The 20,956-nt window shown below is 71.3% G+C and carries 17 protein-coding genes and 3 pseudogenes; 9 read left to right on the top strand and 11 right to left on the bottom strand.

What is annotated here, in order from left to right:
- Window positions 1-39: 39 nt before the first annotated feature.
- From ACIA5C_RS45435 to ACIA5C_RS45445, 3 genes and pseudogenes are all read right to left on the bottom strand, one after another.
- Window positions 40-552 carry a hypothetical protein gene (locus tag ACIA5C_RS45435; protein ID WP_396066932.1) on the bottom strand — a complete coding sequence of 171 codons (513 nt, stop codon included), beginning with the start codon at window positions 550-552 and terminating at the stop codon, window positions 40-42.
- Between the two features lie 23 nt (window positions 553-575).
- Window positions 576-1,352 carry a hypothetical protein gene (locus ACIA5C_RS45440; protein ID WP_396066934.1) on the bottom strand — a complete coding sequence of 259 codons (777 nt, stop codon included), beginning with the start codon at window positions 1,350-1,352 and terminating at the stop codon, window positions 576-578.
- Window positions 1,353-1,509: 157 nt separating this feature from the next.
- Window positions 1,510-2,232: pseudogene (locus tag ACIA5C_RS45445) on the bottom strand (transposase).
- 82 nt (window positions 2,233-2,314) lie between these two features.
- On the opposite strand from ACIA5C_RS45445, the pseudogene ACIA5C_RS45450 reads away from it, so the two are divergent.
- A pseudogene (locus ACIA5C_RS45450) lies at window positions 2,315-2,667 on the top strand (IS5/IS1182 family transposase); the annotation flags it as partial.
- A gap of 101 nt (window positions 2,668-2,768) precedes the next feature.
- On the opposite strand, the pseudogene ACIA5C_RS45455 reads toward ACIA5C_RS45450, so the two are convergent.
- Window positions 2,769-3,413: pseudogene (locus tag ACIA5C_RS45455) on the bottom strand (NAD(P)H-dependent flavin oxidoreductase); the annotation flags it as partial.
- A gap of 145 nt (window positions 3,414-3,558) precedes the next feature.
- On the opposite strand from ACIA5C_RS45455, the gene ACIA5C_RS45460 reads away from it, so the two are divergent.
- Window positions 3,559-4,137, top strand: a complete 579-nt coding sequence (locus ACIA5C_RS45460; RefSeq protein WP_396066936.1) for an O-methyltransferase — start codon at window positions 3,559-3,561, stop codon at window positions 4,135-4,137.
- Here ACIA5C_RS45460 and ACIA5C_RS45465 read toward each other — a convergent pair.
- Together ACIA5C_RS45465 and ACIA5C_RS45470 are read right to left on the bottom strand one after the other, a co-directional pair.
- Window positions 4,121-4,843: a dienelactone hydrolase family protein gene (locus ACIA5C_RS45465; protein WP_396066938.1), complete on the bottom strand. Its 723-nt coding sequence runs from the start codon at window positions 4,841-4,843 to the stop codon at window positions 4,121-4,123. The two genes, ACIA5C_RS45460 and ACIA5C_RS45465, sit on opposite strands and share 17 nt — an antisense overlap.
- 58 nt (window positions 4,844-4,901) lie before the next feature.
- Entirely contained in the window at window positions 4,902-5,522 is a 621-nt protein-coding gene (locus ACIA5C_RS45470; RefSeq protein WP_396066940.1) for a hypothetical protein, read from the bottom strand.
- On the opposite strand from ACIA5C_RS45470, the gene ACIA5C_RS45475 reads away from it, so the two are divergent.
- The gene (locus tag ACIA5C_RS45475; protein ID WP_396066942.1) at window positions 5,475-8,477 is read left to right on the top strand and encodes a hypothetical protein; all 3,003 of its coding nucleotides are present in this window, start codon (window positions 5,475-5,477) and stop codon (window positions 8,475-8,477) included. The two genes, ACIA5C_RS45470 and ACIA5C_RS45475, sit on opposite strands and share 48 nt — an antisense overlap.
- On the opposite strand, the gene ACIA5C_RS45480 is transcribed toward ACIA5C_RS45475, so the two are convergent.
- From ACIA5C_RS45480 to ACIA5C_RS45495, 4 genes are all read right to left on the bottom strand, one after another.
- Window positions 8,450-9,232, bottom strand: coding sequence for an SGNH/GDSL hydrolase family protein (locus ACIA5C_RS45480; RefSeq protein ID WP_396066944.1), 783 nt, complete (start codon window positions 9,230-9,232; stop codon window positions 8,450-8,452). The two genes, ACIA5C_RS45475 and ACIA5C_RS45480, sit on opposite strands and share 28 nt — an antisense overlap.
- 364 nt (window positions 9,233-9,596) lie before the next feature.
- Entirely contained in the window at window positions 9,597-10,589 is a 993-nt protein-coding gene (locus ACIA5C_RS45485) for a S1 family peptidase (protein ID WP_396066946.1), read from the bottom strand.
- A 23-nt stretch (window positions 10,590-10,612) separates the two neighbouring features.
- On the bottom strand, window positions 10,613-11,656 hold the full coding sequence (locus tag ACIA5C_RS45490; protein ID WP_396066948.1) for an acyltransferase: 1,044 nt from the start codon (window positions 11,654-11,656) through the stop codon (window positions 10,613-10,615).
- 81 nt (window positions 11,657-11,737) lie between these two features.
- Window positions 11,738-15,325 carry a hypothetical protein gene (locus tag ACIA5C_RS45495; protein WP_396066950.1) on the bottom strand — a complete coding sequence of 1,196 codons (3,588 nt, stop codon included), beginning with the start codon at window positions 15,323-15,325 and terminating at the stop codon, window positions 11,738-11,740.
- A gap of 149 nt (window positions 15,326-15,474) precedes the next feature.
- Between ACIA5C_RS45495 and ACIA5C_RS45500 the strand changes: the two genes are divergently transcribed.
- The 5 genes from ACIA5C_RS45500 (at window position 15,475) to ACIA5C_RS45520 (ending at window position 19,048) form a co-directional block, all read left to right on the top strand.
- Window positions 15,475-15,936 (top strand): universal stress protein, encoded by a 462-nt coding sequence (locus tag ACIA5C_RS45500; protein WP_396066952.1) that lies wholly within the window; start codon window positions 15,475-15,477, stop codon window positions 15,934-15,936.
- 42 nt (window positions 15,937-15,978) lie between these two features.
- On the top strand, window positions 15,979-17,094 hold the full coding sequence (locus ACIA5C_RS45505; protein WP_396066955.1) for a hypothetical protein: 1,116 nt from the start codon (window positions 15,979-15,981) through the stop codon (window positions 17,092-17,094).
- A 142-nt stretch (window positions 17,095-17,236) separates the two neighbouring features.
- Window positions 17,237-18,046, top strand: a complete 810-nt coding sequence (locus ACIA5C_RS45510) for a polysaccharide deacetylase family protein (RefSeq protein ID WP_396066957.1) — start codon at window positions 17,237-17,239, stop codon at window positions 18,044-18,046.
- A gap of 32 nt (window positions 18,047-18,078) precedes the next feature.
- Window positions 18,079-18,765 carry a cellulose binding domain-containing protein gene (locus ACIA5C_RS45515; protein WP_396066960.1) on the top strand — a complete coding sequence of 229 codons (687 nt, stop codon included), beginning with the start codon at window positions 18,079-18,081 and terminating at the stop codon, window positions 18,763-18,765.
- A 31-nt stretch (window positions 18,766-18,796) separates the two neighbouring features.
- Entirely contained in the window at window positions 18,797-19,048 is a 252-nt protein-coding gene (locus tag ACIA5C_RS45520; protein WP_396066962.1) for a hypothetical protein, read from the top strand.
- Here ACIA5C_RS45520 and ACIA5C_RS45525 read toward each other — a convergent pair.
- A complete protein-coding gene (locus ACIA5C_RS45525) occupies window positions 19,045-20,205 on the bottom strand; it encodes an LCP family protein (RefSeq protein ID WP_396066964.1) in 1,161 nt (386 codons plus the stop codon). The genes ACIA5C_RS45520 and ACIA5C_RS45525 overlap by 4 nt on opposite strands.
- Window positions 20,206-20,527: 322 nt before the next feature.
- Here ACIA5C_RS45525 and ACIA5C_RS45530 point away from each other — a divergent pair, with 322 nt between their 5' ends.
- Window positions 20,528-20,956, top strand: a complete 429-nt coding sequence (locus ACIA5C_RS45530) for a GGDEF domain-containing protein (protein WP_396066966.1) — start codon at window positions 20,528-20,530, stop codon at window positions 20,954-20,956.

Genomic DNA, 20,956 nt, shown 5'->3' on the forward strand with positions numbered 1-20,956 from the left:
ACGCCGGCGCCGCCGGAAAGGGAAGACCTTCGATGTCTTCTACGGCTTGCGCCACGGCTTCGGCGCCACCGGGTAGTCGGCCTGCCCGAGCGCCGCCCGCATGGTCCCCACACAGTGGTCGCGGGCCCGGTCGACCCGCGTCCGGTCGTAGTGCTCCTCGAGGTTCATCTCCGCGTCGGTGGTCCGCAGCGGCTTCTGCCACGCCTCCCGCATCTGCTCACCGACCTCGGCCTTCGCCTCGTTCGTGAGCAGGCGGTAGGCCGCCGCGACGGTGGGCGCCTCGATATCGAGCAACGCCTGGTGGAACGCCAGCTTCGAATAGATCCGGCTCACCTCCTCGGTGAGCTGCTGGCGCCCCTCCAGCGTGCCCGGGCGCCGCCGGATGCGGTACGGCATCTCGGCGTAGTCCTCCACGACGCTCAGCGCCTCACCGAACGCCCGGGCCCGGCGCTCCCGGCGCGCCGTCCGGCGGTTGAGCGCGTACGTCAGCAGCGCGGTGAGCGCCGCGCCGAAAATCGCGATGACCGGCGCGAGCACCGCCGTCGAACTCATGCCGCGGCCACCGCCCGGGGACGTCAGATCTGCTGAAGGACGTCGATGATTGTTCCAGCCGCGCTCGGCGCCCACTGATCCGGCCCCGGACCGAAGATCCGGTTGATGCCGTTCTGGCAGGGCAGGCCGTCAAGCTCGCAGCCGCGCAGCCACTCGAGCGCGCCGCGGTAGGACGCCGCCCGGTAGACGTCGTCCGGGACGTTGTAGAGCAGGCACTCCAGCAGGTACGACGGGGCGGCACCCGCGGCGATCAGCCCCGCGCGCTCGGCCTGCTTCTTGGCCCGCTTGGCCGCGCGGACGGCCTCCTTGAACCCGCCGCCGGTACGCAGATCCTTGGCGTCGCCGTTGCGCCGGTGCCGCTTGGGGAAGTTGACGATCGGCCGGCCTTCAAGATCGCGGAAGAACACACCCTGATCGCCCCCGGTGAATTCCGTGGCGACCAGAATGTCGACCATCTCACCGAACAGCGAGCCCGGGTCGTCAACGTTGAGGCACCGCCGGCCCATCCGCACGGAGTACGACTCGGCGAGCGTGGCGAGCACGTCGTCGCGGAACTCCTCCCAGCCGTAGCCGCCGGCGACCGGCGCCTTCAGCATCAGGATGAGGTCGATGTCGCTGCCGTCCTCGATGGCGGTGTTGTTGACCCGCGAACCCTGGCCGAAAATCTCGTACGGCCGGCCGCCGAGCAGGGAGGACCGGCCGAGCGCCCGGCGCAGCTCGCCCTCCGCCCACGACAAAAGGTACGGATCGGGCCGCCAGAGCTCAGGCGCCGACGGCGACTCGAGAACCAGGCCGACCATGATTCGATTATGCCTCGCCTCGCCCGCACTTCCGACCCGGCGGGCAAGCTCTTCGACATCGGCCATAGCGGATAGCGGCCACGGCCTCTCGCTTATCCGGCGGCACTGCGGCGTGGCCACGCTAGTGCCGTGGCCACGAACGTTTGAGGTGTTGGGGTCAGGCCGCTCGGGCGGCGGCTCGACCCCAGCGTTGTTGTCGTTCACTGCGGATGCGGGCTCGTTCGCGGCGCTGAGCGGCCAGGACATCGGGGTGGTGGGCGTTGGCGTTACGCCGGCGCAGGTATTTGTGCAGGTGGCGGGTCAGCGCGAGGCGGTTCGGGTGGTCGGAGCCGGCGATCACGAAGGTGCGTAGCGGCCGAACTGGGCTTCGATCGGGTTGGCCCAGGAGGCGTAGGTCGGGGTGTAGCAGAGTTCGACCTTGTTCCGGGCCGCCCACGCACGGATCGCCGTGCCTTCGGGCGCAGACAGGTTGTCGAGAATGACATAGATCGGTCCTGGTCCGTTGCGCTGCAGGATCTGCCGCAGCGTTCCCGTCCGATCTCGGTCGGGCGGGTGGCCTGCGTGCTCACATAGTCGGCGAGAGTCGCGGGTGGCGTGCGGGTGCGACGGCCAGACCGGGTCGCTTGCGGGTGCTCCACCGGGTGAAGGGCTGCCCCAGCTTCTCAGGGCGAGTATTGGCCGTCTGGACGGTGAACGCTTCGTCGTCAGGACTGCTCCGGCGGAAACGGCCACCCGCCCACCGGGGGTCCAGGCTGGCCATGCCCATCTCGTTGAACCGGTGGATGACCTGCCGGCGTAACAGCTGCTGACCTTCGTGGTCGCTAAGCCGCCTCACGCGTACGGGATCTGCACCGACATAGCCTGGCCGCTCCAACACCATCGGCGCAGCAGGCCGACGGCGTGTCAGCCGACACCGTGAACGTTCGTGATCACGGCACTTGCGCTGACCCAGGCGGCGGCATCTGACCGGCGCTCAGTGGGGGCCGCTTGAGCCGTTGCTGCCCGCTGCGCCGGTCATGGGTCGTGCGCCGAAAGGGATCAGACGGCAACTCATCGACCGGATTCCGTGGCGGATCCGGATCGGTTCTGTCTGCAGCGTGACGGCACCCGGGACACCGTCCTTGCCGCGTTGCAGACCGGCGCGGACGCGAGCGGCCGGATCGCCGGGGACCTCAGCGTCGACTCGAGGACCAGCCGCGCCCACCAGCACGCCGCAGGTGCCCGCCGCTCCGGGCACCAGCAGAAAGAACCGCCCTGTGGCGTGCATGACGAACCGGCCGACCATGCGCTGGGCCGTTCCCGCGGCGGGCTGACCGGCGCGAACGCGGGACGAAGAGCGGCCGGCTACCGAGCTCGGGCCGGACGTCGCTCTTTCGGGGGTCATCGGGGAACCCGAGCGTGCGGCTTCCTCGCGTGTCAGTAACGGTTCAGGGCCTCCCGCGCGCCCGCGGTCAGGTCGGCGATCACCGAGGCGGCGCTCTTCACCGCGTCGACCAGGCCCACGCCCTGGCCGGACAGCAGCGGCATCTCCTCGAAGTCGCCCGTGGTGGCGCCGCGCATCGGCACCAGGCTGGTGAAGCGGCGCAACTCGACGCGTTCGCCGCCCAGCACGGTCTCGCCGATCACCGGGCGGGCACCGTCGGCCGGCGCCGACGCTACGACGCGGTTGCGCAGGACCCGCATCGGGTTGAAGTCGGGGGTTTCGGGGCCGAACAGGGACGTGCGTACGGTGTCGGTGGCGGATGCGGCGACCAGCCGCGCTTTGTACTCGTCGTGGGCCGCCGACTCGTCGGTGGCGACCAGGCGGGTGCCGATCCACGCGCCGTCGGCGCCCAGCATCAGTGCGGCGGCCAGGCCGCGGCCGTCGGCGATGCCGCCGGCCGCCAGCACGAGGGCCGGCGCGACCGCGTCGACCCCGAGCGGCACCAGGGCGAACGTCGGCAGCGTCGCATAGTTGTGGCCGCCCGCCTCCAGACCCTGCGCCACCACCACGTCGATGCCGTCGTCGACCGCCCGCTTCGCCGCGTCGACCGAGCCGATCTGTTCGAAGACGCGGATGCCGGCCGCGTGCGCCGGCCTGGGCGATGGGCGAGGTGAGACCGTACGCCGTGGTGAAGTGCGTGTGGAGTTCCATCCCCCGACTGTTCCGGATTTTAACTATGAGGCCTGTCCGGGTCCGGACAGCGGAACGGACGATAATGCGGGTGTGGACCAGACGATGCGTACGTTCGCCGCGGAACTCTTCGCGCAAGGCGCGACCTACGACGCGGCGGAGCCGGACCGGCTCCGCCGCCTGCGCAACCTCGAACCGGAGACGGCCGCGCTGCTCGCGATGGTGCTGCGCATCGCCGGCGCGCGGCGGATCGTCGAGATCGGCACGTCCAACGGCTACTCGACGCTCTGGCTGGCCGACGCGGCGCGCGCCACCGGTGGCCGGGTGACCAGCGTGGACGTGCAGGAGTGGCCGGGCGTCGTCGGCAACCTGGCGCGGGCCGGGGTGCCGGCGGAGCGCGTGATCGCCGACGGCGGCGACTATCTGCGAGGGCTGCCGGACGCGAGCGTCGACCTGCTGTTCCTGGACGCGGAGCGGGTCGAGTACGAAAGCTGGTGGCCGCACCCGGTGCGCGTCCTGCGGCCGGGCGGCGTGCTCGCGATGGACAACGTGCTGTCGCACCCGGCCGAGGTGGCGCCGGTGCTGGCCCTCCTCGACGCCGACCCGGAGTTCACCGGCGAGACGGTCGCCGTCGGGAAGGGCCTGCACCTGGCGGTCAGGCGCGCTCCTTGAGGAAGCTCACCGCCTCGGCGAGGGCGAGCTCGGTCAGCACCGGGTCGTGGCGGGGGCCGACGTCGCGCATGAAGGCGTGCTCGCCGCCCCGATAGACGTGCAGTTCCAGGTCTTCCAGGCCGGCCTCGTACAGCGCCTGGATCGTCGCCGCGCGGGCCGCGGCGGGCACGTGCGGATCGCGGGAGCCGAAAATGACCATCAGCCGTCCGCGTACCGAGGAAGCGTTGGCCAGCGTGGCCGGATCGTCCGCGCCCAGCGATCCGTCGTGCAGGCCGGTCGGATAGAAGCAGACCGTGGCCTCGACCAGCGGGTCGAACGCCGCCCGGAAGGCGAGGTGCCCGCCCAGGCAGAAACCGACCGCCTGGATCCTCGTGACGTCGGCGCGCTGCGAGAGATGGTCCAGGGCGATCTGCCGGTCGGCGTCGAACTGGGCCGTGGTCGTGGCCGCGGCGGCGTCCAGGCCGGCCTGCTTGCCGGCGTCGTCGAACTCCAGCACCACCCCGTCGAGCCGGCGCGGGTAGATCTCGGGCACGCAGACCAGGAAGCCGGCCGAGGCGAGGCGCCGGGCGGTACGCAGCGTCGACTCGGTCAGCTGGAAGATGTCGGTGTAGAACAGCACGCCGGGCCAGGGACCGTCGCCGACCGGCCGGATGACGATCGAACGGATCTGCCCGGCCAGCCGGACCTCTTCCTCGGTCACCTTCATGATTCGTGACCCTAGAGGGTCGGCCGCTCCGCTCCTCCGATCGCCACGCGCGCAGCCCTCAGAGACTGATCGACCCGTGGTGGTCGCCGGCGATGATGACATTACGTTCGCCGTTGACGTGGAAGATTCGCTGGCCCTCGACGTGCGCCGGTGCCGTCGGCGAGCCGGTGGCGGGCCGGTCTTCGCCTCGGAAGGTGACGTGCTGCCCGAGGATGCTCTCCAGGCAGCGGCGCAGCTCCTCGAAGCCGGCGCGGTCGCTGTCGCCGGGGTGCCGGGTGACGTCGACGAGTTCCTCGAGCCGTTGACGTTCACGTTCCGCGAGGCTGACGTCGGCGACCACGGTACGTAACGGTGCGTCCAGCAGTTCGCTGTCGATGTTCTGAGCCTCGATCCGCCGGCGCTGCAGGATCAGCGCGAGCTGATCGCGCACGAACCCGATCGCTTCCTGCAACGTGACACCCGCGACGGCGCTGGCGGCCGCGATCACTTCCGGGTCCATGGCGACGGTGATCCCTCCGGTTGACCTCCAAAGAGTGTGGCGGTTGAAGTCAAGAACATCGACTCGTAGCATGGTCGCCTCCTGTGCGGTAAGTGACCGCATGACGGCTGGACTGCGACGCAAGGATGCGAAGTGGACGGTGGCCCGCGCGGCGAACCCTTTGCGGTGACCGGCGATCACAATCTGATCATCGCCGGGAACGCCTACGGTGATGTCTACGCGACCGGTCAGAGCTACGACCACTTCTGCGGCGGCTGGTACGAGCGCTCAAGCTTCGGCGCGGACGAACTCTTCGTCGGACGGGATTCCCTGTTCGACAGCGTCGACATGTTCCTGGCCACGCGGACGAGCGGATTCTTTCTGCTGGTGAGCAATGCGGGTCTCGGCAAGACCGCGTTCGCCACCCGGCTGGCCCACGTGCGGGGCTATCACCTGCACGTCGTCGACCCCAGCGATCGGGCGATGACGCTCCGTAAGCACCTGGCCGCCCTGCTGATCCGGCAATGGAACCTTACCGGCCTGCTCCAGGGGAATGCCCTTCCGCCGGGCGCCGGCCGGGCCGAGTGGTTTGCCGACGTCCTGTCGGCCGCGGCAGCCCGGCGTGATGCCGAACAACCTGGCCAGGACATCGTCCTGGTCGTCGACGGCCTGGACGAACTGCCCACCGGCAACCTGGACTTCCGGTTGGGCTTTCCCGGCACACTGCCGGACGGCGTCTACGTCGTGCTGACGTGCCGTACCGGATCGGAAGTGCTGGACCACTGGGCGGATGCTCGACGGGAGCTGATCCGCGCGGAGTCCGACGACAACATGTTCGACATGCGCCAGATGCTGGAGAAGGTCGTCGGCACGGGCGTCCTGGCCCCTCTTGTCGCCCGGCATCAAAAAGATCCGGAAGAAGTGATCGAGACACTGCTGAATCGCTGCGCGGGCGTCTGGATCTATCTCCGCTTCGTCCTGGCCGGGTTGGCCGCGGGCCAACTGTCGCTGGCCGAACTCGAGCGACTGCCGCCGAACCTGTGGGATTACTACGCCGAGACGATCCGTCGCTGGCGCTTGGCCGGCGAACGCTGGCATTCGGTCGGACTCCCCGTGCTGGCGGCGTTGGCCGCAAGTCGCGCCGGACTGAGTGCCGATATTCTTGCGAGCATCGTCGGCTCGGGACGGACGTCGGAGATCGAGGCCTTCCTGACCGGGCCCCTGCGCGCGTTCTGCCATGTCGAACTCTCGACCACGGGTAACGTTTATCGCCTTTACCACGGAAGCCTCAGGTATTTTATTTCGGGAGCAAAGGGCTCGAGCTACCTGCTGGGTGGGGATTTCCCGGCCCCCGCCGACGCGCTTTCCCCGCTCCGCGAGGAATTGCGCACAGAGGCGGCCCGCTCGCATCGAGGCATGGTGGAATATTATCTCGACCGATGGGGTGGTCTCCATACTGATCTGCGGAAGCTGGCCGAGCGCGACCGCTTCGACGAAATAGACAAGTACGGCCTCGAAAACCTTATCTGGCATCTCGAACACGCCACCCGTTTCGACGATATAGACCGCCTCATGTCCGGGCGTCGGCACGACGACCGGGAAGTCCTCCCGCCGGCCGCACTTCCGGTCGTCTGGTTGCGGGCCCATCAGCGCGCCGGCCTCCTGGACAGCTACGCGGAACACGTTGAATGGGCGATGAAATACGCGATGTCCCGGATGGGGCCGCCGGAGAGATTCTCCATATCGGCGGCGACACTCGCAATCCGATATGCGATTCTTCTGGCCAGCCTGAACTCGATGGCCTCGGCGATCTCGCCGACGGCGGTAGCGGCTCTGGTGCACTCGAAGTTCTGGTCGCCGAAGAACGGGATATCGCACGCGTCGCGCATCGCCGAGCCGTTGTTACGAGCCGAGACGTTTCTTCGTCTGGCACACGCAAGTTCCGGAGCGGAGCGGTCCGCCGCCGTGCAGGGCGCCTTCGAGGCGCTCAAGGAGGCCGGTGACACACCCCGGCGATGCATGGTCCTTCTCGGCCTCATCCCGCTCCTCCCGCCTCACCTCGTGGCGGCATCGATTCCGATCGCCACTCGGATCACGGTGCCCGGTCAGCGTGTCGGTGTCCTGGTAGGCCTCCTGCTGGCGTGCCCGGCGGACCGTCAGCAGCGCTCGGCCCTCGACCTCTTCAGCCGCGCCCTGGCCAGCCCCGACCCGAGGCAGATGCTCGACCTGCTGATCGCTGCGGCGCCGTTCGTGCCGCATGCCCAGGCGATGCTGGCCGGGGAGTACGCCCGAGCGCTCGGCGACCTCTACGAGTTCGCTCCGACGGCGATGGCTCTCGCTCTGGCGACCCGTCTCGACCCCGCCGAACGGCAGGAACTCACCCACGAGGCGGTACTCGGCGTCCGCTGCATCGTCGACCGCGACAAGGCCACCCAGTTCTTCGCTCAGATATCCTGCTTCCTGCCGTACGAGGCCGTGCTGGATCTCGTGCAGGGGGCCTTCCGTCTCGAGGGCGCCGAACAGTGGAATACGGTGATCGGTCAACTGGCGGCCCACGCCAAGGACAACTCCCGGGAGCTCTTCGGACTGGTTCGCCGGCGCGCCGGCTCGCACGAATGGCAGTGGGTCGTCGATGCCTACGGTCATACGCTGGGAAGAGCTGAGATCGACTATCTGCTGGCGGTTGCCCGGGCAGGTGCGCCGTCGAACCGCCCGACCGCCCTGTTGTCACTGGTTCCGTTCGTGCCGGAGTCCGAGCGCCGGCAGCTCGCCGGTGGCGCCGGCTCCGGCCCCGTCGTGGAACAGACATTGCTGCGCGGGCTGGCGAATCAGCGCGAAGGCGCGCCCGACCCTGAATCGGCGCGGGAAATCCGGGCCGTCATCCAGGTGGCGTCGTCGATCCGCGACGAGGGACGGGCGCAGCGAGCCATCCACGCGCTGCGCGCACAACACTTCACGTGGACGGCGAGCTCCCGTCCGACCGCCCACTACGTCGAAGAGATCCACAACCTGACGCGAAACGTGTCGCGAACGAGCCGTCCGCTCGCCCTGGAATACCTCACCCAAGAGGCGGAGGCGCTGGTGGCGCAGCTGGGTGTCGGTGCGGCCGCCCGGATCGGTCAGGACATCTACGAGGTGTGCTCACTGCTGGTCTGAGCGGGCGGCGAAACGGTGGTCCACGTCGGATATTTGGCGGTGCGCGCATCGCCGGACGACGCGCCCCGGAGACGGCGGCCGATCCACGGGAGGACATGTTCGCGGTAGTAGCGGGCCTCCGCCATCACCGAGCGCCGCCCGGCGGGACCGGGATCGACCACGTGGGCCTCGGTCTCGTGGCCGAGCGCGGTCAGCACCCGGCTCGCCACCCGGCGGTGGCCGTTGGCGTTGAGGTGCAGGCGGTCCGCCGACCAGTAGCCCGGCTTGCGGATCTCCACGTCGTGGAACATGTCGACGAACACGATGTCGTAGCGCTGCGCGAACTCGGCCACGGCCACGGTCAGCTGCTCACCCCGCTTACGCATCGTCTGGCCGAACGGCAGCCCACCGGACGGGTCGGCCCCGCTCAGCAGCAGCACCCGCACCCCGGCGTCGAGGCAGCGCCGGATCGCCCGCTCGGTCATCGCGATCAGCGGCGTCATGTCGCTGCCCGGCCGCAACATGTCGTTGCCGCCGCCGTTCAGCGACAGCAGCGTGGGCGGCGGGTCGAGGGCGAGGGCCGCGTCCAGCTGGTCGGTGACGATAGGTTCGAGGAGGCGGCCACGGACGGCCAGGTTCGCGTACGAGACGGGCTTGCCCTCCCCGGCCGCGAGGCCGGCGGCGACCAGGTCGGCCCAGCCCCGCTCGGTGCCGTCGGGAAGGGTGTCGCCGAGGCCTTCGGTGAAGCTGTCCCCGATGGCTACGTAGCGCGTCACGCAAAACCTCCCGAAAACCACCACCGAAGATCATCGGTGGTCCGGCCCGAGGCTATCGCAACCGCTTCTTCCCGTACGCGCTGAGCCCGCGAATAGGCTCGTCCGGTGAGCGCCGGCGTGATCGTGGTGAACGGCGGGTCCAGCTCGGGGCATCGTCCGCCTGGACGAAAGGCATCGCCGCCATGGTCTGCGCCGGCGCCCGCATCCTCGTCGACGATGTCTACCTCGACGGGCCGGACCTCCCAGGACCGCCTCCGCGGCCACCTCGAAGGCCTGGAGGTGCCTGCCCAGCCTGGCCCCGCGCCGCCTAACCCGGCCCCCCGCCGTGCCCCGCACACGAGCGAGTGGTCGCGAAGCGGGCCGCCTATCCCGATGCGCGACGGCGCCCGCGATGGGGCCCGCGCCGTCGTTCGGTGCGCGCCCACAAGATGGCCAGCCCCAGCGCGGCGACCAGCACCCCCGCCGGCACCAGGATCCAGTAGGGCGGCGACGGCTCAGACGCGGTCGGGGCCGCGGCGGCCGACGGGGCGTGCGAGGGGGCGTGCGACGGGGGCTTCGCCGGTTTGCGGGTCGGCTTCGACGGCCCGTCGCCGGCGATGATCGACTGGATCCAGGCGGCTACGACGTCGATGCGGGACGCCTGGTCCGGGCCGGAATGAGGGCAGTCCGGGCCGTGGCTGACCACCCCGACCACCGTGGCCGTCCCGTCGGCGGCCTCGGTGAAGTACGGGCCGCCCGAATCGTGCGGGCACGGGCTGGTGCGGGAGTCCGGCGACGTACCGTCCATGCCCGCCTCGGCCCCGGTCACCGACGAGATGTGGAACTTCCCGGTCCGCAGCCGTTCCGGCGACTCGTCGCCGTCCGCTGTTGTCAGGCCGAAGCCGGTCAGCCGCACGCTGTCGCCGATGTGGGGCCGGGAGTGCGGCAACCGCATCGGCCGTACCGACGTTATCGCCCGGTCGAGGCGGGCCAGTGCCACGTCGGACGTCGGGTGCTGTTTGACGCCGACTACCTTCGCCACCTGGCCGGCCGAGCTGGTCAGGTCGGTGCGGCCGACCGTCGCGGTCGACCTGGCGGCGACGACCCGGGCCACGTGGGCGCCGTTCAGGTCGTGGTAGCAGTGCCCGGCGGTGAGTACCCAGTGCGGCGATATCAGCCCGCCCGAGCACGAGCTGTCCCTCGTACCGCCGCCGGCGACCGGGATGCCGTAGTCGGTCAGCTTGACCGCGAAGCCGTACTTCCCGTCCGGCACCGCGGTGCCGTGCGCGATCGCGCGGGCCGGGCCGGTCGCCGCGAGGAGCGCGGCGGCCAGCGTCGTCGCGATGACGGCGAGGCGGGACGGTACGCGGGGTGACATCCGCCCCAGCCTCGCCGACGAGGTCAACTCGTACTGAGAGCCACGACCGGGGCACTGACCGCAGGGGCAGAACGGACAAAGGGTGACAGCCGGGGTCGCCGCCGGGCGGCCAGGTCCTCGACCCAGCCGAGCGCCAGCACCGCCACCGTGAGCATCGCCAGCGCCAGGCCGAAGTCGGCCGCGTCCTCGGCGATCTGGCCGGGGATCCGCCACAGCTTCAGCGGGTCGAACAGCGCCACCGCGAGCGTGATCGCCACGTTGTGCCACAGGTAGATCGTGACCGCCCGGTTGTTGACCATGGAGACGAAACCGGGAGCGGCCGCCAGGCGAGGGGACCAGCGCAGAAGAGCGAGGACGAAACCAATCGAGTAGATCGCGTACGCCAAAGGCCGTCCCGTCAGATCGACGCCGTTGCCGTCCTGGTGGGCGAAAGCCCACCCCAGCGAGCCGCCGACGCAGGCGGCGGCGAGGCCGAGCACCAGCGGCGGGTGGAGCCGGGCGAGGTCACCCTCGCGGTGGGCCATGCCGAGCACCCAGCACGACGCGTACGCGAACACGTTCTGCACCACCGTGCCGCCCATCGGGTGGGCGACCAGCACGGCCAGCCCGGCGAGCGGGAGCAGGACGGTCGCGAGGCGGGCCCGGCGGTACAGGAACAGCAGCACGGGCGACAGGAGCACCAGCCAGAGGTAGGTCACCAGGTACCACAGCACCCCGGCCGCCGAGTAGCCGAAGTCGCTGGCCGGCGGGTCCGCGACCGGCACGAGCCAGAGCAGCAGGTGCGGCCAGGACGGGCGGTCCGGCCACCCTCGGTGAATCATCAGCGGCACCAGGATGAGTGCCATCACCCAGAGTGCCGGCAGCAGCCGCCGGATCCGGTGCCGGACGGCCTGTCCGGCGTTGCGGTCGAGCGACTTCACCATCAGGGAGCCGCCGAGCGCGAACATCACGCCCATCGACGGGAAGATCAGCTCGAGCCAGGCGTACGGGAAGGCGTGATAGGCCACCACCCGGACGATGGCGACAGCACGGAGCGTGTCGAAATAGCGGTCGCGCCGATCCGCCATGGCCGCTCACCTGCTCATTCGTGAAAGGGACTAGACACGAAGAGTAGTGATCGATGCGGGTTTTCCGGCTCGCCGGAACGGTCAGGAGATCTCACCCTCCAGCACCTGAGCGTTCACGCGGACGTTCTCGTGCAGCTCGCCGACCAGCGCCCGGATCTGCCCGACCAGCTCGACGACCTCGCGGGCGGCCGCCGAGGTCGGCATCGCCCAGCTGCCGGGCGCGCCGTCGGCGCGGTCGAGGACGACCGCGTTGCGGCGCCCGGCGGTCAGCTGCACGCCGGCCAGATCGGCGTAGAGCAACTTCTCTCCGTTCACATGGTGCACGGCACGCTGCGTGAACAGCACCGGCGTCGGCTTCCGCAGCTTGGGCGACGACAGCACGAGCAGGAACGCCTCGTCGTCGGCGATCCGGTAGGAGCGGCGGAGTTCCTCCGCCGCCGACTCACCCAGGGCGGGATAGGCCAGGTCGAGGCGGGCAGAGCTTATTGCGTACGCGTGGAGCAGCTCGGCAACCGCACACGCCAGGGCGTCACCGACCGCGGCCTCACCCAGCCACAGCCGCCCGCGCACGGCCAGGGCCGCCACATCGTGCTCGTCGAGCGCCGACAACCAGCCGGCCAGCTTGAACACGTCCGGCGAGTCAGGGTTCCGCACCCGGAACGATTCGACGAGCGCCCGCAGATGGGCCCGCTCCCCGCGCCGGCGCAGCTCCTCGACCAGCTCGGCGACCCGCAGCACCGGCCCCCGGGCAACCACGTCGAGCAGTTCGTGGGCGGCGGCCGCCGAATCGGGCCGGGTCACGGCCGCGGCCACGGTCACGATCTCGGACACCGGGCGGGCCGCGATCGCGTCCCGCAGCGTCTGCGTGCGCCGCCCCTCATCGGCCGAGGTCACATAGGCCACGGTCTCGGCGACCGCCCGCCGGGGCAGCCCGGTAAGCAGCGCCGCGATCCGATTCTCGGCGTCCCCGGCGGCCGGGAAGCCGTCGAGCACCGCCCGCACCACCGACGGCAGTTCCCCCGGGCCGGCGACCGCGAGAAGACGCCGCACGACCTCGGCCCGCTTCGCGGCGACCGCGGCGACGGCGAGCCCCTTGACCCGGGCCTTGAGCAGGTCGTCGGCGGGTGAGAGGGCGCCCGCCTCGATGAGGTGGGCCGCCACGTCCACGATGACCCCGTCCGGCCGGCGCAGCACCTCGGCCCGGAACGAGTCCCAGCGCCCGTCCTGGGCCGACGGCGCAGCCCACTCAGACCCGGCCGCCGAGCGGGTCGCTTCAGTCGTCGAGTAGGTCGCGCCGGCCGCCGCCGAGCGGGTCGCTCCGGCCGTCGAGTAGGTCGCCCCGGCCGTGACCGTGCCTGATCCCGCCGATGCCGGGGGATCCGCAGTTGGGCGAGGAGCGTGCGGGTTCCCCACGGGGCGGCCCGCAGCGGTCTGCCGCGGGTCGGGTGGGGAAGCGCCTGCGGTTGCCTGGGCAGGGTTCGCGGAGGGGCCGCCTGCGGTCGTCTGGGGAGAGCTCGCGGAGGAGCCGCCCCCGGTTGGCTGGCGCGGGTTGGCGGGGGAGGCGTCCGCGGTTGTCTGGGCAGGGTTCGCGGAGGGGCCGCCCGCGGCTGTCTGGGGAGAGCTCGCGAAGGGCCCGCCCGAGGCTGCTGTGGGAACGCCCGCCCCGGCCGGCTGGGACCCGGACCGGCCGGCCCCGGTCGGCTGTGACCCCGGCCGGGCCGCCGGGGTCGGCTGGGAGCCGGGCCGGGCCGCCGGGGTCGGCTGGGAGCCGGGCCGGGCCGCCGGGGTGGGCTGGGAGCCGGGCCGGGCCGCCGGGGTCGGCTGGGAGCCGGATCGGGCCGCCCCGGTCGGCTGGGACGTGGGCCGGGGGGCTGCGGGCGGTGGCGGGGCGGTCAGGGCGAGGGCGAACGCGGCGACCCGGTCCGGAGACTGGGACGCCACCGAGGCGAACACGCGCCGCGCTGCCGGGCCGCCCGCCGCGGTCAGCCGGTCGAGGTCGGGGATGGAGCGCACCTCGGCCGCGTGGGTCAGCAGGTTGAGGGCGTCGACCGGGCGGCCCTGTTCGTTGAGGCTCTCGGTCAGGCGCAGGATGTCGTCGACCGGGCGGTCGGCCACCGCGGCCAGGGCCAAGCGCAGGGCGATCCCGGCCCGGTCGCGGTCGCGGAGCAGCCGGGTGACCTGATCGAGGGCCGGCCGGGCCAGGCCGCCCGACAGTGCGGCCACCGCGTCGGCGACGGCGTCGTCGAGGCCGGCGGCCTCGAACTCGGACAGCAGGGCGGCCAGGTGCTCCGGTGGCGCCTGCACGCGTACGGCGATCGCCTGCCTCGCCGCGCTCCGGCCCGCGTGGGCGGGGAGGGCGGCCACGATGCGCGCGACCGCCGCCGGGTCGCGCCGGACGACCGCGTCGGCCGCCCGGGCGTACAGGCGGTAGGCCTGCTCGTCGCGGCCGCCGTCGTGCAGCGCGTCGGCCACCGTTGCCAGGTCGGCTGCCGCCAGGATGCGTTCGGCCTCGCCCAGCGCCAGTTCGGCGGCCGCCTCCCGCCGGTCGATCAGCAGCGCGTCGAGCAGGTCGACCACGCGGGCCGGCCGCTGCCGGGCCGCCGCGACGGCCGCCCGCAGCAGCGCCGGTACCGGATCGCCGGCCGCCGGCGTGGCCGGGCCGTCGAGCACGGCCACGAACCGGGCCGTGCGCTCGGGCAGGCCGACCGCGACCACCTTGAGCAGGCCGATCGCGAGCGCCCGCTGATCGAGCTCGACCAGGATCTCGTAGATGCGCCGCAGGTCGTGGGCGTCCCGTCCGGCGGCCGCGAACGCCACCGCGGCCACGTCGGCCGGGCGCCGCAGGCCGGCCAGCGCGGCCATGATCGCGGCGACTTCCTGGTCGGGCCGCAGCCGGCCGCACGCGGCCAGGGCCGCGGCGGCCTTGTCCGGGCTTCCTTGCGCGCGGAGGTTGCTCACGCTTTCCGCGAGTACGGCCGGGGTCATCTGCAGGTAGGGCAGTTCGTCGACGTCCCCGGTGCCGTTGGTCGGTTCGGGCGGCCGCGCCCGGTTGCGGGCCAGCGTGATCAGCCGGCCGGGCCCGCGTTGCTTGGGTTCCGCGCGCTGCTTGGCGCGCAACTGGTGGCGCACCCGCAGGAACAGCGTGTCGGTGTCGATGGTGGCCGGCCCGTCCGGGATGCCCTGGGCGAGGACGGTCAGCACCTCGCCGGTGAGGGCCGAGTGGTGCGGGGCCGGGGACAGGTCGTTGCCGGGCCCGGCGGTCAGCACCCACCCGCCCGCGACGTCCACGTCGGGGGTCGGACCGGAGCAGGCGAAATCGAGGATCACGGCCTTCTTGCGGTTGGCCGCCACCTCCCGGCGTACATCGGAGAAACGCACGGACCGGAAGAGACGCTCCGGGTCGGACCCCGGCAGGGTCAAAAGAAGGTCTTCCTCGGCGAACGCGTGCCCGGCGTAATAGATCAGGAGGGTGTCGGTGGCCGCGCGGGCCGCCCGGTGCACCGCCTCCAGCATGTCGTCGGCGGTCGGCGGGTCGAGCACGACCGTGAGATGTTCGGCCGGCAGACCCCAGCCGGCCGGGTCGCGCAGCAGGCCGGCGAGCCCGTCGAGGTTGCGGGCGACGGCCGGCAGCGGCTCGAGATGGCGGTAGTTCGCGGTGCCGATCAGCACCGCACGCGAGTGATCCGGGTCAGGTAACGGCATCGCTGGGGCCGTCCGTCACGCGCATAGCCACAATGTAACCAAACCGCGCGCCCGGGCGGGGGACGTGGGCATCGCCCGTGCTCGATCGGCGAAGTCACCCGTTTAATGTCATCACCATGAACGTGCTCGCGTGGTTGATGGAGGGCACCTGGCCGGCGGTCGTCGACGCGGCGGCCCCATTCGACGAGGTGACGTTCCTGCACGTCATCGACCCGGGGGCGGCCGGCAGCGCGCACGGTGCGTTCGCCGGCCTGCTGGGTCGTGGCGCCCGCCACGCCGATCCCGGCGCCGGGATCGAGGCCGCGCTGACCGCCGCGTCGTCCCGCCTGCTGGCCGCCGCGGAGTCGCGCCGGGGCCGGTCGGTCGAGAATGTCACCCGCCGGGGGAGGCTCGAACGCGAGGTGGTCGCGGCGTGTCAGGGTTTCGACCTGCTGGTCGTGGCCCGCGACGGCGACCTCCACCGGGTCGGGCCGCACAGCCTGGCTCCGCCGACCCGCTTCGTCGTCGACCACGCCCCGTGCAACGTCCTGCTGGTCTGGCCGGCCGCGCCGGCGGTGACCGCACCGCCGCCCGCCTAAATCGGTCGCCCGGCGGCAACCCCGGTGGCCATACTCGCGGTCATGATGGGGCCGCTGCCGACGCTCTGGCTCTACGGGACGGCCGCGGTCGGGAAGACCACCGCCGCGTGGCGACTGTTCCGGGAGCTGCCGGGGCCGGTCGGTTTCGTCGACATCGATCAGATCGGCATGTGTTACGGGCCGCCGACGGCGGAGGACCGGGCGCCGGAACCCGCGTACGATCCGGGGCGCCACCGCATGAAAGCCCGCAATCTGGACGCCGTCGCGGCGAATTTCCGCGCCTCCGGCGTGGCCGGCCTGATCGTGCCGGGCGTGGCCGATCCGGTCCGGGGCCCGGCGGTCGTCGACCTGCCGAACGTCGACCTGACCGCCGTCCGCCTCCGTGCCGACGCCGTCGAGCTGCGCCGGCGCATGTCGCGCCGCGGCCGCCCGGCCGACGAACTGGCCGAACTCGTCGCCTACGCCGACGCTCTCGATCGCCTCCCCGGCCGATGCCTCGACACGACCGGCCTCGACGAGCCCACGGTTGTCGACCGCATCCGTGCCCTGATCGCCCTGTGGCCCGGCCCGCCGGTTGCCGGCGGCGCCTTCGCGACGTGCCACCTGCCCGGGACCATCATCTGGGTCTGCGGCCCCACCGCGGCCGGCAAGTCGGCCGTCGGCTGGCAGGTCTACCGGCAACTGCGCGAGGCCCTCGAGCGGGCCGCCTTCGTCGACCTCGACCAGGTCGGCTTCCGCCGACCGGCCTCGGCCGGCAACCATCGGCTCAAGGCCGCCAATCTGGCGTCGCTCTGGCGGACGTACGCCGGTGAGGGCGCCCGCCACCTCGTGGTCGTCGGCCCGGTGACGCGTGACGCCGTCGCTTTCTACCGGGCCGCGCTCCCGTCCGCGACGTTCACGATCGGCCGTCTTCGGGCCACGCCGGCCACGCTGGCGGATCGCGTCGATGCCCGGGGCCGCGACGAGTCGCCGGCCTCGGGGATGGCCGGCGACCTCCTGTCGGGAGCCGCACCGGCGGCGCTGGACCGTGTCGCGGCGGCCGCCGCCCGCGAGGCCGCCGAGCTCGAGCGGACGGGCGTGGGCGATTTCGCCGTCGGCACCGATGGCCGCACCCCGGCCGACATCGCCGCCGAGATCCTCGCCCGGGCCGCCGCCTGACCGTCCCGCGGGTCGGCCCGGCGCTCTTCCTTTCGGCCGATGCGGCGCCCGGAGGTTTCTGACCTTGGCGGGATGGCTCGACCCTCCTTGATCAGCCACCGTGATGCGGACATTCACGAGGGGCGGACTGAGCATGGGACGGATGAGTCGGCGGGGGCTGCTCCGGGGCGCGGGACTAGCGGCGGCCGGAACGGCCGCGGGGGCGTTCGGCCTGCCCGAGCTCGAGCGGCGGTTCGGGTGGGATCATCCGCCGCTCAGTGGCGGATATGCGGCCGCGGACGACAACGAGGGTGCGGTCGGGACCTCGTCGGTGCGCGTCCGGTACTTCGTGGAGACGTCGCGTGCCCAGGTGGCGCTGACGTTCGACGACGGGCCGGCGCCGCGGTACACGCCCCAGTTCCTCGACGTGCTCGACGAGGCGCGGATACCGGCGACGTTCTTCCTGGTGGGACGCAACGTCCGGGACCACGCCGGCCTGGTCGCGGATCGCCTCGGGCGGCACGAGGTGGGCAACCATTCGTGGGCTCATCGGGATCTGGCCACGCTGGACCTCCGGGCGATTCAGGACGACGTGCGGCGGACTCACGCGGTCATTCGGGAGCGGCTCGGGCGTACGCCCACGCTCCTCCGGCCGCCGTACGGGCACCTGGGCGGATCCACCGTGCTGGCGGCCGACTCGTTCGGCTACGACCTGGTGCTGTGGGATCGGCAGATGCACGAGCGGCGCTTCGCGGGGAACCCGGCCGGCCAGGCCGGGGACATCGTCGGCACGGTCCGGCCCGGCTCGATCATCCTGGCGCACGACGCGGGCGACCGGCGGCGACTGGTGGCGCTCGGGGCGCTGAGGGACATCGTCAAGGGTGTGCAGGCGCGCGGCTTCGAGTTCGTCACCGTGTCCGAACTGATCGCCGGTGCGGATGTTCCGTCCACGCCGGCCGCGCAGAGCCGCTGACATATCGACGATGCTCGAACTAGGGTGGGGCGATGCCGTACGGATTTGGCCTAGCCCTCAGCAGTGCCGTCCTGGTGGTAGCGGGCCTGGTGTCCCCGTCCCCGTCGGCGCCGATGACGTGCCCGCCCGTGTTGCCGGTCAGCGGCGCGGCCTCCGCCGTGACTCCGACCAGCGTGACGATCAGTTACTCGATCTTCCTCAGCCCGCCTTGCGGCTATGACCCGCCGATCACGATCGCCCTCTTCGCGAGCCAGGCCGACGCCCAGCAGTGGACCGATCCGGTCGGGGAGGCGCTGTCCGGCCCGGAACGCTCCGGGCAGCTGACCATCGGCGGGCTGACGCCGGACACCCAGTACTGGTTCCGCTTCGCGGCCGGCGACCACCGCGATCCGTACGTGTTCGCGTCCGTCCGGACCGCACCGGTCCCGGTCTGCAGCGCGACGATCCAGATCGGTAGCGCGTGGGGCGGCGGCTTCGTCGCCACGGTTTCGGTACGCAACGTGGGCACCGAGGCACTCGAGGCATGGCACGTCTCCTGGCAGTGGCCCGGTGACGAGCGCATCCAGGCCCTGTGGAACGCCACCGCCCAGGGCGCCGCGGCGGTCGGCAACGCCTCCTACAACGGTGAGCTGGCCCCGGGCGCCTCGACAACCTTCGGCATGCTCGTCGCGACCAGCATGCCGCCGGGAGCGATGGCGCTCTCGTGCGACCGTCCGTGAGGTAAGGGCCCGTCGTCAGCTGTTCCGGGCGGTGAAGTGGTCGACGATTGCCGCCGCTGAGGCGACCACCGCGGCCCGGCGGGCGTCGGGGGCGCTGCCGCCGGCCGTTTTGAGCCCGGGGGCCTCCCTCGACGTGAGCCTGACCGCGGAGCAACTGTCCGAACTGGACGCGTTGAGCACGCCCGACCTCAACTTCCCCTACGCCTTCCTGCTGAGCATGGGATTCCCGGCTCGGCAGGGGACGACGAGCATCAACGGGATCAGAGCGTCAGAGCGAAGCTAGCTGGCGGCCACCCAGGACGGGTTGGCGGCCACGAACTGGTCGACGGTGTCGTTCCTGGCCGATTTCAGCAGCTTCAGCGTCGTCGGGCTGAGAACCTCGACGCTGCCGATGCCGGAGACCGACCGGCTGTTGAACTTGCCGTCGTTCGTCTTGATCGTGACCAGGCTGTCCGGGTTGATGCCCTTCATCGCGAACGCCCAGTCCTCGAGCGAGATGCCACCGCTGTCGACCGTCATCGCCTTGCCGATCGCCGAGATCAGGCTGGGCAGCTTGGTCGGCGAGTCGAAGCCGGCCTTGACCGCCTGCTCGAGGATCGCCTTGAGCAGCTGCTGCTGGTGCCGCTGCCGCCCGTAGTCGGAGTCGCCGAGCGAGAGGAAGTCACGCTGCCGGGCGTAGTCGAGGGCCTCGGTCGGCGTGAAGCAGTGGTTGCCCTTCTTGTAGACGTTCGGCTTGACGCCGGACACGTGGCGCGGGTGCAGGCCGGCCGCGTCGGTCTTGTACGGCACCGCCTGCTTGCCGTCCGAGGTGTGGCCGACGTGGATCGAGGTGACGTCCTCGTCGACGTACATGCAGACCTTGCCGAGGATCTGCAGCACCTTGGTGAAGCCGCTGAAGTCGATGATCGCCCCGGCGTCCGGTGTGATGCCGGTGAGGTTCTTGATGGTCTTAGCCAGCAGTTCGAACCCGTGTGATTCGGCGGCCGCGCCGTCGAGGCCGCGGCTGCCGAACGCGAACGCCGAATTGATCTTGTTTTTGCCGCCCGGGTAGGACTGCACGCCGTTGTTGTAGGCCGGGATGCTCACGTAGCTGTCGCGGGGGAGCGAGATCAGGTAGGCCTGGGACTTGTCGGCCGGGATGTGCAAAATGATGATCGAGTCGGACCGGCTCGGCTCGTGGGACGTCGACCACGACGGCCGCGTGTCGAGGCCGACGAGCAGGATGTTCTTGGCGCCCTTGATGTCGGCGTGCTTGCGTTCCGTGGTGCCCTTGACCGCCCCGAGCAGGTTCTCCTGGTCGACGCTCTTGGTCGCCGAGCTGGCCAGCACCTTGAGGCCCACCACCGAGCCGCCGCCGGCGATCAGCAGCAGCGCGCCGAACAGAACCGTGAGACGCGCCCACAACGGTGAGCGGCGTTTGGTGCCTGCGCTCTTCGGCAAGGTCGTTCCTTTCGCCAACGGGCCCCCATCTCCGAGACGCGTCAAGATCGCATGATCGTGTCGCGGAGTGACCTATGTCGCTTCCAGGGGCCGGGAACGCCCGGGATGTCCCGTTCATACCGTCGGCCGACGGCGGCAAAGACTTCGCGCCAGGCCTTCCCTATCTCGACCGAACCTAAGCACGGACGCATGAGAATTTCCTGAAGAGTCAAGTGACCCCGCCGGGCGACCGATTACCTCGTCCATGGCGTGGATTACGGTTCTGGTGCTCGGATCGGTGGTTCTGTGGGTATTGATCCGGATGCGACGGAGAGTGTTCCGTGTGACGTTGCGGCGAGCGGTGACGCGCGGCACCACCGGGATGCTGATGATCGACCTCAACGGCTTCGAACCGGCCGACGAGTTCGCCCGCCTGCTGCGGTGCGAGGTCGGCTCGCCAGGCCTGACGGCCCGTCTCGGTGACGGCCGATTCGCGGTGGTCCTGCCCGGCATCGGGTCGCCCGAGCCCGCGTACGAGGTAGCCGGACGCCTCGCTGCCTCGGTGGCCCCGGTGATCGTCGCCGGACGACTCGTGCCGATGACGGTCAGCATCGGGGTGTCCGTGTCCGGGCCGGGCGAACTGAGCCCCGGCGAGCTCGTTCGCCGGGCCTCGGTCGCGATGGAGAAGGCCCGGGAATTCGCGCCGCAGACCCGCTGGGCGGCCTGGCGGGAATCGTACGAAAAGGGAGCCGGAGTGGCACTCGCCGCCTGA

The organism is Actinoplanes sp. NPDC051343, assembly GCF_044455125.1.
Taxonomy (GTDB): Bacteria; Actinomycetota; Actinomycetes; order Mycobacteriales; family Micromonosporaceae; genus Actinoplanes.

Excerpts from the sequence above, each read along its gene's own strand:
- ACIA5C_RS45435 (WP_396066932.1), bottom strand. The coding sequence starts at position 552 with ATGAGTTCGACGGCGGTGCTCGCGCCGGTCATCGCGATTTTCGGCGCG.
- ACIA5C_RS45440 (WP_396066934.1), bottom strand. The coding sequence starts at position 1,352 with ATGGTCGGCCTGGTTCTCGAGTCGCCGTCGGCGCCTGAGCTCTGGCGG.
- ACIA5C_RS45465 (WP_396066938.1), bottom strand. The coding sequence starts at position 4,843 with ATGAAGGTGACCGAGGAAGAGGTCCGGCTGGCCGGGCAGATCCGTTCG.
- ACIA5C_RS45485 (WP_396066946.1), bottom strand. The coding sequence starts at position 10,589 with ATGTCACCCCGCGTACCGTCCCGCCTCGCCGTCATCGCGACGACGCTG.
- ACIA5C_RS45490 (WP_396066948.1), bottom strand. The coding sequence starts at position 11,656 with ATGGCGGATCGGCGCGACCGCTATTTCGACACGCTCCGTGCTGTCGCC.
- ACIA5C_RS45500 (WP_396066952.1), top strand. The coding sequence starts at position 15,475 with ATGAACGTGCTCGCGTGGTTGATGGAGGGCACCTGGCCGGCGGTCGTC.
- ACIA5C_RS45505 (WP_396066955.1), top strand. The coding sequence starts at position 15,979 with ATGATGGGGCCGCTGCCGACGCTCTGGCTCTACGGGACGGCCGCGGTC.
- ACIA5C_RS45510 (WP_396066957.1), top strand. The coding sequence starts at position 17,237 with ATGAGTCGGCGGGGGCTGCTCCGGGGCGCGGGACTAGCGGCGGCCGGA.
- ACIA5C_RS45515 (WP_396066960.1), top strand. The coding sequence starts at position 18,079 with ATGCCGTACGGATTTGGCCTAGCCCTCAGCAGTGCCGTCCTGGTGGTA.